The 12,138-nt window shown below is 39.5% G+C and carries 12 protein-coding genes; 8 read left to right on the top strand and 4 right to left on the bottom strand.

Annotated elements, in window-relative coordinates:
- The first annotated feature begins 24 nt into the window (after positions 1-24).
- The 7 genes from FTU16_RS00750 (at position 25) to FTU16_RS00720 (ending at position 6,993) form a co-directional block, all read left to right on the top strand.
- Complete coding sequence (locus FTU16_RS00750; protein ID WP_180162486.1) at positions 25-1,500, top strand: sodium:alanine symporter family protein; 1,476 nt, start codon at positions 25-27, stop codon at positions 1,498-1,500.
- A 243-nt stretch (positions 1,501-1,743) separates the two neighbouring features.
- Positions 1,744-2,736 (top strand): patatin-like phospholipase family protein, encoded by a 993-nt coding sequence (locus FTU16_RS00745; RefSeq protein WP_180025825.1) that lies wholly within the window; start codon positions 1,744-1,746, stop codon positions 2,734-2,736.
- Positions 2,737-3,123: 387 nt separating this feature from the next.
- Complete coding sequence (locus tag FTU16_RS00740) at positions 3,124-3,300, top strand: hypothetical protein (RefSeq protein WP_171262670.1); 177 nt, start codon at positions 3,124-3,126, stop codon at positions 3,298-3,300.
- 282 nt (positions 3,301-3,582) lie between these two features.
- Positions 3,583-4,104: an acyl-CoA thioesterase gene (locus FTU16_RS00735; protein ID WP_078191431.1), complete on the top strand. Its 522-nt coding sequence runs from the start codon at positions 3,583-3,585 to the stop codon at positions 4,102-4,104.
- 197 nt (positions 4,105-4,301) lie between these two features.
- Positions 4,302-4,898 carry a TetR/AcrR family transcriptional regulator gene (locus tag FTU16_RS00730; protein ID WP_111885574.1) on the top strand — a complete coding sequence of 199 codons (597 nt, stop codon included), beginning with the start codon at positions 4,302-4,304 and terminating at the stop codon, positions 4,896-4,898.
- Positions 4,895-6,100 (top strand): MFS transporter, encoded by a 1,206-nt coding sequence (locus FTU16_RS00725; RefSeq protein ID WP_180162485.1) that lies wholly within the window; start codon positions 4,895-4,897, stop codon positions 6,098-6,100. The genes FTU16_RS00730 and FTU16_RS00725 overlap by 4 nt, the downstream gene beginning before the upstream one ends.
- On the top strand, positions 6,100-6,993 hold the full coding sequence (locus FTU16_RS00720) for a LysR substrate-binding domain-containing protein (protein ID WP_078191428.1): 894 nt from the start codon (positions 6,100-6,102) through the stop codon (positions 6,991-6,993). The genes FTU16_RS00725 and FTU16_RS00720 overlap by 1 nt, the downstream gene beginning before the upstream one ends.
- A 119-nt stretch (positions 6,994-7,112) precedes the next feature.
- Here the strand turns inward: FTU16_RS00720 and FTU16_RS00715 are convergent, their stop codons facing one another.
- The gene (locus FTU16_RS00715) at positions 7,113-8,021 is read right to left on the bottom strand and encodes a DUF4349 domain-containing protein (RefSeq protein ID WP_180162484.1); all 909 of its coding nucleotides are present in this window, start codon (positions 8,019-8,021) and stop codon (positions 7,113-7,115) included.
- A 215-nt stretch (positions 8,022-8,236) separates the two neighbouring features.
- On the opposite strand from FTU16_RS00715, the gene FTU16_RS00710 reads away from it, so the two are divergent.
- Positions 8,237-8,845 carry a glutathione S-transferase family protein gene (locus tag FTU16_RS00710; protein WP_180162556.1) on the top strand — a complete coding sequence of 203 codons (609 nt, stop codon included), beginning with the start codon at positions 8,237-8,239 and terminating at the stop codon, positions 8,843-8,845.
- Between the two features lie 174 nt (positions 8,846-9,019).
- Here FTU16_RS00710 and FTU16_RS00705 read toward each other — a convergent pair whose 3' ends face one another.
- From FTU16_RS00705 to FTU16_RS00695, 3 genes are all read right to left on the bottom strand, one after another.
- Positions 9,020-9,523 (bottom strand): hypothetical protein, encoded by a 504-nt coding sequence (locus tag FTU16_RS00705; RefSeq protein ID WP_180110906.1) that lies wholly within the window; start codon positions 9,521-9,523, stop codon positions 9,020-9,022.
- 299 nt (positions 9,524-9,822) lie between these two features.
- The gene (locus tag FTU16_RS00700) at positions 9,823-11,427 is read right to left on the bottom strand and encodes a bifunctional 3-(3-hydroxy-phenyl)propionate/3-hydroxycinnamic acid hydroxylase (protein WP_180162483.1); all 1,605 of its coding nucleotides are present in this window, start codon (positions 11,425-11,427) and stop codon (positions 9,823-9,825) included.
- A gap of 343 nt (positions 11,428-11,770) precedes the next feature.
- Positions 11,771-11,992, bottom strand: a complete 222-nt coding sequence (locus FTU16_RS00695) for a hypothetical protein (RefSeq protein WP_078191424.1) — start codon at positions 11,990-11,992, stop codon at positions 11,771-11,773.
- Positions 11,993-12,138 lie beyond the last annotated feature (146 nt).

The raw sequence follows: 12,138 nt of genomic DNA, 5'->3' as shown, positions 1-12,138 counted from the left end.
GTATTCGCATTTTAGGTATTGATTATGGATGAACAATTAAATGCAACTCTCATGGGCTGGGTCAAAGTTTTTAATGATCCGCTTTGGGATTTCTTAGTCGTATTCTTAGTGGCGGTTGGTATTTTCTATACCTTAATCACTGGCGCAGTTCAGATTCGTCTATTTTTTCATAGTATTAAAGTGATGAAATCTAGCCGTAAAGAAGGCGATGATGAACATGGGATTACACCATTCCAAGCCTTTGTGACGGGACTGGCCAGTCGTGTCGGCGTAGGTAATGTCGCAGGTGTTGCAATTGCGATTGCAATTGGTGGGCCAGGTGCAGTGTTTTGGATGTGGTTTACCGCTTTTTTAGGCATGAGTTCAGCATTTGTGGAATCTTCACTTGCACAGCTCTTCAAAGTGCGTGATACGCAAAATCAGCAATTTCGTGGTGGTCCAGCGTACTACATCACGCAAGGCTTGAAGCAAAAGTGGTTGGGTGTGGTTTTTGCCATCGCGCTGATTTCAACTTACGGTTTTGTCTTTAATGCGGTGCAAGCCAATGCGATTACAGGTGCGACCTCACATGCGTGGGGCTGGGATAAAGCCAATATCATTTTAGACTTAGGTGGTTTCGGTTTCGAAATCTCTTGGGTGGGCTTGTTCTTGGTGTTCATTACTGCGCTGATTATTTTTGGCGGGATTAAACGAATCGCCAAAGTTGCAGAAAGATTTGTACCCTTTATGGCGTTGCTTTATCTCGCAGTTGCTTTCTATGTTGCATTTGCTAACTTTGCGATGCTCCCAGATATTTTTCAGTTAATTTTCAGTAAAGCCTTTGAATTTGATGCTGCGGCAGGTGGTTTTTTCGGTGCCATGGTTTCTATGGCAATGATGCAGGGAATTAAACGTGGTTTATTCTCGAATGAAGCGGGTATGGGTTCTGCACCCAATGCCGCAGCAGCATCAGATGTTAAACACCCAGTCAATCAAGGCCTGGTTCAGATGCTCGGTGTATTTGTCGATACATTTGTGGTGTGTACCTGTACGGCCATCATTATTTTGGCGTCCGGTTTGTATGAAAATGCAGGCTTTGAAGGCGTTGCTTTGACGCAAATGGCGCTTGAGAGTCAGATTGGTGCTTGGGGAGATGACTTCCTTGCCATTATCTTGTTCTTATTCGCTTATTCTTCAGTAATCGGTAACTATGCTTATGCTGAAGGTAATGTACAGTTTATCAATAACAATCCTAAAGTGATGTTTATATTCCGCGTATTCGTCCTCATGATGGTGTACTGTGGTTCAATCATGAGTGTGCCCCTGATTTGGAACTTAGCAGACCTCTTCATGGGCGTGATGGCGAGTATTAACCTTTTTGCGATTTTATTGCTGACTCCATTCTTATTGATGTTGATGAAAGACTACACCTCACAGTTAAAACGTGGTGTAAAAGAGCCAGTGTTTAAAATGGATGAACATCCAAAGTATAAGGATCGCGTTAATTCCGATATTTGGTAAAGCCAAAAATTAACTTAAAAAAAGCTCCGTTATTGGGGCTTTTTTTTCTAGATAAAGTCTAAAATCCTGATATGGAAATTCTGCAAGACATTGAAACTTTGACAGCCAATGACTTCCTAGTCTGTATTTCAATATAATGTGCATCGGTCAGAGGCATTAACGAATAATAACAGTGACGTGAATGCGGACTGATTAGACTACTTTTTCTCTTCAAATCTCGAGTTGCATTTGGAATATCTCTCAATGAAAAGCATAACTGTTTTGATGACTGCATTCGCAATCAGCCTTGTAGGTTGTCAAAGTGTGGGCTCAAAAACGGTCAGCGCTGAAACAACCGCACAAATTCGGACTTATACAGCAGCACCTGCACAGGTGGCGAATAACCGCATTGACTTTAAAAAAGTGAAAAAGCAGGAAAAGCGTCCGATTGTTGCTTTGGTTTTAGGGAGTGGTGGGGCACGTGGTTATGCACACATTGGCGCCATTCAGATACTTGAACAGCAGGGAATACACCCAGATTTCATTGTTGGAACCAGTGCGGGTAGCATTGTGGGTTCAATCTATGCATCAGGTAAAAGTGCCAATGAGTTAAGAGATATCGCCTTAAATATGAAAGCCAATGATGTTCGAGAAATACGCTTGGACAAAAAAGGCTTTTTTGACGGTAAAAAAGTTGAAGATTATATCAATGAGCAAGTTGATGACGTGCCTTTAGAGTTGCTAAAAACCCCAATGTATGTGGTGGCAACCGAGTTAAAGGATGGCAAAAAAGTCGTGTTCAACTATGGCAATACGGGGCAGGCTGTTCGTGCTTCGGTGTCGATTCCAAGTATGTTCATTCCCACGATTATTGAAGACACAGAATATGTTGATGGCGGATTGGTCAGCCCTGTTCCTGTGGATGTTGCACGCGATTTAGGGGCAGATATTATTATTGCAGTAGATATTTTGGCACGACCTATTCATACCGAAACGTCTAATGTTTGGGGCTTGTTTAACCAAAATATCAATATTATGCAAAATCGTTTAGCTCAAGAAGAACTCAAGCGAGCAGACATTGTGATTCAACCTGATTTACGTGAAAAAGCACATATATTTGATGTGAAAGGGCGTGAAGCGACGATGCTTGCAGGTGAAGAGGCAACCTTAGAAAAACTTGGAGAGATTTCTCGGGTTTATGCTGAACATCAATATAGCAAGGGACATCATATTCCTTATTTAGCAGCCAAAGACTAGGTTGGTACGATCCGTAAATTGACATGCATCCTGTTCACCTAGCAGGGTGCATTTTTATTTCAGCTAAGCATTTTAATTTTTGCTCTCAGCTCTTCCCATGCTCAATAGTATCTAGTAATCATTAATATATTGGATGTTGATTGGTTTTAGGTCTTAATCAAAAGATTTGCCAAATATAAAAAATCGTAATAATAAGAAAATATACAGTTAATTATTTGAAATTAATTAAGAAAATCATATTAATTGGTTTTACGTAGATTTTAAGAGTATATACCTATATTAGCGTTTTTATTCATGTGTTTACGTTTACCAATACTGTTGAAGTGTTTAGAATATCATCAGGTTATTAATACTTAAAACCAATAAATATTTTAAAGGTGGCTGTAGATGAAAACGCTTGATGTAGGACAAAAAGTAAAGCTTGCGATGATGGAAGAGAGCGTATTTATTGTCACTCATGTACATGTAGATAACTCTTACACGCTAGAAAGTACCAATGATGGTGGACAAAAAACCAGCTATGACAACGTATCTTTCGAGATGTTAAAAGTCTTAGAAGATTAAGTTTAATGCCGTGCTATGTTGAATCGATGAACAACGCGTTTTAATGAATATGTTTTAAATATAAAACACAGCATAGCTTGGATTAAAAAAAATTGATAGATAGCGCGATAACTACTTGTTTATCGGGTGTATATCGTTATCAATATATATTTTACTGAATGATGGTATGATCACTATAAATAATAATGATGGTTTTTTTGCCGATTTGAACATTTAATTTTGATTAAAATCTATATAATAATCACATTAATCATTGTTATATCACGAGTCTAGAGAAACAAGATGTCCCCATTAGATCAAATTGCGAATGCACTAGACGACCAGTCAGAATTATCGATGTCAGTTTTAATGACTCCTGACATGGCGAATTTTTCGGGTAATGTGCATGGTGGAACGATTCTAAAATTGTTAGACCAAGTCGCGTATGCTTGTGCAAGTCGCTATTCTGGTAGCTACGTGGTGACACTATCAGTCGATAAAGTAAATTTTAAAGAACCAATTCACGTGGGTGAGTTAGTGACTTTCCTTGCAAGTGTGAACCATGTAGGTCGTACTTCTATGGAAATTGGTATTCGTGTTGAAGCGCAGAACATTCAAAAACGTACAGTGCGTCATACCAATAGTTGCTATTTCACAATGGTCGCTGTTGATGATCAAGGTAAACCAAAACAAATTCCGGCATTAAATCTAGATAATGACTGGAAACGTTGTCGCTTCGAAGCTGCGGAACATCGTAAAGTGGCGCGTTTACAGGAAAATCATCATCCTTCTTGCAGTATTTATAAAAAGTCGACACAAAGCTAATCGCTTTGGTGGCTGAATATTTGAAAAGATCGCTTAAGCGATCTTTTTTTATGCTGAAATTCGTCTGGAGAGTGCAGTAGGGATTTGAATTCCGAGTGTGCGACTAAAGTTTTTTTCTTCAAAGCTTAGTTAAAGATAGTCATTCAGTCCAATACCGTTTAATATAAAACGATACGTAGCGTTTCGTTTTTTGAATTATGAGTGAAACTGAAAAAACTTCTCGGCGTAAGCAATGTATCTTACAAGCGGTCACAGATGCTTTGGCGGAAAGTGATTATCGAAGCATGACCATTGAAGACATTGCGGCTCGTGCAGGCGTGGGAAAATCGACGATTTACCGTTGGTGGAAGCATAAGTCCGATCTGGTTTTCGATGCTTTTAAAGCGCACACCGCGTCGGTGTTTGAACTCGATTTATCACAAAGTTTAGAGTTCAATCTAAATCAACAATTGCTCAAACTATCACGGGCTTTAAATCAGCACGTAGGTCGAGCATTGCTGGTTGTATTGGCGGAGCATCGTGAAGCAGCGGGTGAGTTTTTTAAACAGTATTTATTACCTCGACGAGAAGCCACACGTGAGCTGATTCAATTGGCCATTCAACGAGGAGAAATTCGCGCAGATTATCCTTTCGAACTCATGTTGGACATGTTGTACGGCCCGATTCATTATCAGATCATTTTCTTTAATACCCAGCCAGATGAAGACTATATCAAGCGACTGGTGCAGTTGGCGCTAAACCCGATTTTTATGCAGTCCCAAGCCACGCGTAGCAGCGAGACAATGACCTCATGATTACTCAACATCAGGCATCGCTATGGAACAAGTCTTTCGTTTTTTGTCTGTGTAATAACTTGTTTTTATTTAGCTATTACTTTGCACTGCTGACAATATTGCCCATTTATATTATGAAAGAATTGGGTGGTTCGATTCAGCAAGCGGGTATGGCTTTAACGCTGTTTTTGGTGTCATCCATTGCGATTCGTCCCTTTTCCGGCATGATCATTGAGCGTTTTGGTAAAGCCAATTCTGTACGTATTTCAGGCTTTATTTTTGTCGTTTTTGCGCTGAGTTATTTGTGGATTGACAGCATGTGGTCGTTGTTGGTCATTCGTTTTTTACATGGTTTTTGGTTCAGTATATTAACCACGGTCAATGTTCCCATCGTAAATGATTACATCCCAGATCATCGAAAAGGCGAAGGCATGGGTTACTTTGTCATGTCGACCAACTTAGGAGTGGTGATCGGGCCATTTTTAGCGCTGAGTATGATTCAATCCAGCAGTTTTAGTACCTTATTTGCAGTATTAGCCTTATTGGTTGCAGTGGGCTATATTTTTACGTGGTTGGTTCAAATACAAGAACACGTACAGCATAAGTCAAGTGATCAAGCGAGCCAATCCGCAGCCATCCAATGGCGTGATGTGATAGAAACACGGGTACTTGCCATCAGTTTTGTGGCATTGCTGACTGCATTTGCATATTCGAGTGTGATGAGTTTTATCACCGCTTATGCAGAGTTGAAGCATTTACTCGCTTATACCAGTATCTTTTTTATTGTCTTTGCTGTGTCGATGTTGCTCGTCCGTCCTTGGGTTGGCAAAGTCTATGATCGTAAAGGCCCGAGTGCAGTCATCTATCCATCATTTATTTGCTTTGCCATTGGTTTGGTGGTTGTGAGTTTTCTCACGAATCAATGGGTGCTTTGGATATCGGCAGTTTTTATGGGCATCGGCTACGGTTCAGTTTTCCCATGCCTGCAAACGGTCGCGATTCAAACGGTAGAAAAAGCCCGAATGGGACATGCGATATCCACCTTTTTTGCCTTGTTTGATATTGGCCTTGCTGTCGGTTCGGTCATTATGGGTGTGCTGATTGCATACTTTGGATTTCAGGCAACCTATTTATTTTGTGCGGTGATGGTGCTGTTCACTTTGTGGATGTATCGTTTATTCGTGGCAAACCAATTTAAACGCAGTGCTTTAGGAGCTGAATAATGGAATTACGACATCTACGATATTTTGTTGCGGTTGCCGAAGAGCTAAATTTTACCAAGGCTGCGCAGCGAATGTGTACTGTGCAACCTTCTTTAAGTCAGCAAATTAAAGACTTAGAACAGGAAGTTGGGGTGCAATTATTGATGCGAACCAACCGAAAAGTTGAGTTGACTGCAGAAGGTCAGGCCTTTTTAAAAGAAGCGCGTTTGAGTTTAGAACATGCTGAAAAAGCCATGATAGATGCGCGTCAAATTGCGCAGCTCAGTAAAGAACAACTGAATATCGGCTTTGTTCCTGTGGCTGAAATGAAGGTCTTTCCTTATATCATGCCGAATATCCGTGCTCAGTTTCCTGAGTTAAAAATTCATTTTCATAGTTTAATGGATGTCGATCAGATCAGTGCAGTGCGTAAAGGGGAAATTGATATTGCCTTTACCCGTTATGTCGAAGAAAGCCCTGATATAGAATCTGTTCAGATTTTTACTGAGCCTTTGGCGCTGATTGTACCGAAAAATTCGCCTGTGGCAGAACAGCGGCACATTAGCATTAAAAACATGAATAATCAGGATTTTATTATTAGTGATGAACATTCATCACCTGAGCTATACCGAATTATTCAAGATTTCTTTAAGCAAAATAAACTGAATGTGAACTTGGTACAGCATTCGACCAATATTTTGTTAAATGTCAATTTGGTCGGTATGGGCGTGGGGTGGAGTTTGGTACCGTCTTATGTCATTCCATTGCTCGGTGATAAAATATTGGTTAAAAGTACGGTTGAACCTTTGCCGACCATTGGTTTGTATGCGAGCTATCGAAAAGATCGTAAAAATGATGCAATCGAATTGATTTTAAAAGTCTTAAAAGAGCAGTTCTATATGGGCTTTTTCTAAGCCTTTAAATATTGCCCTAAGATTTAAATAAAAAAATCCTGAATTAAGCGCTTCGGGATTTTTTATTTATCGTATTTTTAATCAAAGACTCAATGATAAGTTGCCTTTATCGCTCTGATTTATTTAAACCATTTTTGTAAATAGGGTTTCATCACGCGGTAGGCAATCAAACCGATAAAAATAATCAGATAGAGTGGCCAAATCGTAATGAGAATAACCAGTAGGCTCAACACAAATTGCCAACCTTTTTGAATACCATACCACGCTCTTTGCCAGAAACTATCGCCATTTAACTGCGCAACAGCATCAAGGTTAATATCGATATGTTCACGGACAGTGGCAGGTTGAGTAAAGCCAATCACAATCGTGCTATAGCGGACACGATCTTGAACTTCTAAGCGAGTCAGGCGTGAGATTTCATTGACTTGCGCTGCTGCTACATGGTCTGGCACGACCGTTGTTTGCGACATTTTTTCTTCGAGTAGTTTTAGTTCATAGCGTTTTGCCGAATATTGCTGACGGTTCAAAAAATGCATTAGTGGTAACAGTTGATTGACGAAATGTGCAGCTTTTTCACTTGGCACACGAATGATCATTTCCGCTTGCGGATTTACTTTTTCGAAGATTTTAATTTTGCCGTCAGCAATCGGGTAGGATTGACTCTCATGCACCATAAAGTCGATATTTTTCTGTTCAATAAAGCCGCCTAAACTTAGCGTCAGTTTTTCAATTTCTAAGGCCGTTTTAACGACATCTTTCGACTCAAAACTGACATTGGCTTCTCGTACCATTTTACGAGAGGCTTCGGCTAGGTTGACCTGCTCATTTAAAATAGTTTCAGGTTTTTGTGTTGTTGCAGGCGTGGTAGACGGCTCATTGGATGTGCTTTCCGCTGCTTGATCTTGCTGTGTACTGACTTGAGCAGGTTGTGCATCTGCGCTGGCTTCAGTTGCCATTTCTTCGGTTTTCTTGGAACAGCCTGAAATTAAAATCACCGTAAACATGGCAATTAAATATTTATTTTTCATCGATGTAGAGCTCAATTGTTTGATTATCAGAAAGTCGGAGTAAATACTTTTTGCTTTAAATATAAATTCAAATTTAGCGTAATTATTAGTCGGGCGTATTGTATCGGAAAGTGTTTAAAGCACGGATGAACGCAACATAATTCTACATAAAGCCGCGTATAGTAATAGACAGAACAACAAGGATGAAAATAAGGATATCTACAATGAACCCAGCAATGAAACTCTACAGCAATCCACGCTCACGCAGTAATACCATTCTGCCTTTATTAAAAGAATTAAACATCGAGTCAGAAGTTGACATTATTGAAGTGCCATATGAAGAGATGCATCAAGCGGCATATCTCAAGATTAACCCCATGGGCAAAGTTCCTTGCTTGGTCGATGGTACTGCCGTGATCAGTGAAACTGCAGCCATCTTTAGTTATTTAGCCGATAAATTCAGTGACAAAGGTTTAGCACCCGCCTTGGATAATCCAAAACGTGGTGAATATTTGAAATGGATGTTTTTTTGTCATGGTCCGCTGACTGAATATATGGACATGAAAAATGTCGGCATTAGCACAGAGTTGATGGATGAAAAACGTGGCAGTTTGAGTTTTGGTAATGAAAAAATACTTTTAGATTTTATTAAAACAGGGCTTGCGCAGGCCCAGCCATATCTGTTGGGGGATAAAATTAGCGCAGCAGATTTATATTTGGCTTATTGGATGGTGTATGCCATTTCATTCAAAATATTGCCATATTTAGAGGAATTTAAACCTTTTATTCAGCAGATTCAGCAACGTGAATCGGTAAAAGATGTGCATTGGTTTCAGTCGGTTTAACTTGGATGCTTATTTGATTGTTGGCTGAACGTGGCGTTGCTATATGTCTAATCATGTAACTCTTTCTTTGGAACTACAAAGAAAGAGTTTTAAATATCAATCACTAAGATGGTAAAGCGATTTTAATTATTGCCTAGATAATGTATGGCAAATGTTGAGCTAAATTAAATAGACTCAATCATTGTTGGTTCTATTTAAAAAATCATGGGCTTCATCATCAGATAGAGGTGGGCCTAAATCTCTTTCAAGTTTGGCATATATTTCAAGCAGTCTTTTTTGATGTGGATCCATATCTAAGGCACGATGCTGCTGATATGTTAATTGATCATCAATCCAATCATAATCTTGAACCGCAGCCCCTGCGAAACTGGTTTTCAAATGGAGTTTGTAATAACCAGAAAAGTTATGTTTCTTGGTATCTAGACAGAGATACGCGAAGGTAGACCAACCACTTTCGGGAAATTTAAGGCGAGTTCGGCAGGGCTTCTTTTCTAGTGTAAATGTGGGTGAATAGACTTGGCCTTTTAGAATGATATTTTTATCTTGACCAAAATATTGAGTTTGTAATGCAAATAAAGCAAGAATCACTGTGGTGAGAAAAAAGCTGGCAATAACTGCATAAAAAAATGAAATGTATAAATGGAAGGACAAAAAATTAGATTCTTCGTTTTTGTTCACATCTTTTTCTAAGCCTAATAAATAGCAATTCAAAGAAATAAGAAAACAGAGGCAAAAAACGAAAATAGGTAACCAACTATTGGCATGAAAATGATGTATCTCTACGAAAATGAGTGAACAGATAAAAATAAAACCTAACAAACTATAAATGAATAATTTCTGAAATCTTTTTTGCATTTTGCGAAGCTTATAATTATGTATTGAACGATTATAGCATCTGATGTTTATAGTGATTGTAGAAAAAAATCACCATGCTTTATGCATGGTGATTTTTAATTCTTGCAGATCTATTTAGATTATTAAGCATGCAATTTTGCAAACAATTGTTGGCTCACGCTATCTAAATTTTGTGGAATTGCAATCGCTGCAACAAAGCGGTCTGGGCGAAGAATCGTAACAGATTCAGTGGTTTTACCAAACCAACCACGAATATCAGTACCAATATCACCAATCGTAATTACATTGTCGTACTTGGTGCGATTTTCATTGCTAAGCTGAACAGCAGGCAATACTTGGATAAATTTAACGCCCAATTTTTGCCATTTTTTTATGGTCGCATCTGACAGACCCCATTTTGGATCGACGCCCCAAGCAATGATTGCAAAGTCGTTACCGATGACTTCATCAAGTAGGACTTTCTCACCAGATTCAAGTTGAACATGTGGTTGAATGAACATTTTACCCACAGGTGAGTCTTTAACACCGTTATTGATCAATGCACCATCGTTGTACTTCGGCATTGGTTTGAAGCGCATTTCCAATAGATATTGCTTGATCGGTTTGATGTAATTGAGCGCATAGGCAATACCATCACGCACGAAACCTTGCCATTTTTTTGGTGGCGCAAGGACATGACCCGCCATTACAGAAAGATCAATCATCGCTTTGGCATGATCTTTACGTTCAACTTGGTACGTATCTAAAAGCGCAGGGCCAGCTTTGCCTTGTACAACCATTGCAACTTTCCACGCAAGGTTGAACGCATCGCGCATACCACTGTTATACCCTTGACCTTGCCATACTGGCATGATGTGCGCAGCATCGCCTGCAAGTAAAATACGGTCTACACGGAATTTATCTGCAATACGGGCATTGTGGGTATAAACACGCTGACGAATCACTTCAATACCATCGGTCGTTGGAAGTACTTTCGACAAAAGTTTTGCAATGTTTTCAGGTTTGCTTAATTCTTCTTGAGTCTCCCCAGGCATCACCATAAATTCGAAACGACGAATACCGTGTGGAAGTGCAGCAGATACATAAGGACGCACAGGGTCACAGCATAGGTAAATGTGTGGCGTTGCAAGTGGGTCATTATTGATGTCGATTACAATCCATTGGTTCGGTGCAGTTTTACCATCGAAGCCGATGTTGAGGGTACGACGGACCACTGAGTTACCACCATCACAAGCAATCAAATACTGCGCTTGAATTTTTTCAGCTTCACCGTCTTTATTTTGAATATTTAGCGTTACACCATTGGCATCTTGGCTAAAATCAGACAATTGACGAGAGAATAAAACATTTGTGGTTTCGTACTGTTTTAAACCTTGTAGTAGTACATTATCGACTTGCGGTTGAATAAAGGCATTACGACGTGAGAAACCAAATTCACGAGTGAGCGGTTGAATGTCAGCGAAACAACGACCTTTAGGGGTTAAGAAACGCATCGCGTGGTTCGGTGTTGTATGTGGTAATACTTGGTCCACTAAACCTAATGATTGGATGGTACGTAATGATTCATCATCAATACCAATCGCACGTGGGTAGTCAACCAGGCTGTCTAGTTGTTCAATCACAGTGACATTGACACCTTGCTTACTTAAGTAGTTTGCAATGGTTAAGCCGACAGGACCTGCGCCCAGAATGGCAACTTCCGTTGTGTAATTTGCTTTATTGCTCATGCGTAAACATCCAATCACTTCACATATGCCACTATTAAGTTCTAAAGCAAGGCTTTCAACAAGCTAGGCATAAGTCGAAACGATGAATCGAATTGTCGTGTTTTTTGCAGGGTTTTATTTTAAGTAAATGATATATATTTATTTATATGAAAATCATCAATCATTTTGAATGATTTATCGATCATTAAAATCTATCAATTAGTAGCTTTGAGCATAAAAAAGCCGAACCATTTTTCAATGATCCGGCGACTTTAATTCATTTAGCACAACATTCTATTAGTGAGGGATAAATGTTGAGCAGCAGACTAAATGAATTTAGCGTGTGGAGTACGCTATCCGTCTATTACTGAGCAGGTTGAGCTGGTGCAGAACCTTCAGCATTGGCTTCTGAAGCAGGTTGAGCAGCAGTACCTTCAGCAGCAGTTGTTTCAGTCGCTGGCTGTTCTTGAGTGCTAACCACTACTTTTTCTTGTTCAGGTGCTTCTTGTTTATCTTTGCTCGCAGCAAAACTTGTTGCAGCTGCAGCAGCTAGAGTAGAAGCAAGTAAAATTTGAGTTAATTTCATTTTGAGCATCCTTATATATTTTAGTAAGTCCTGAAAAGATCATCACGTCCATCAGGAGAGAACTCATGCTAAATCGAGAAAACCGAGTGATCAATGCGAGCAACAAAGTGAAACAGACTGGTTAACTGGATGAATACATAACCGTC

Origin of the sequence: Acinetobacter sp. YH12069, assembly GCF_013419675.1 — a bacterium.
GTDB classification, from domain to species: Bacteria; Pseudomonadota; Gammaproteobacteria; order Pseudomonadales; family Moraxellaceae; genus Acinetobacter; species Acinetobacter amyesii.
Note: the sequence above shows the minus strand (reverse complement) of the source record. Positions and strands in the feature narration are given on the sequence as shown.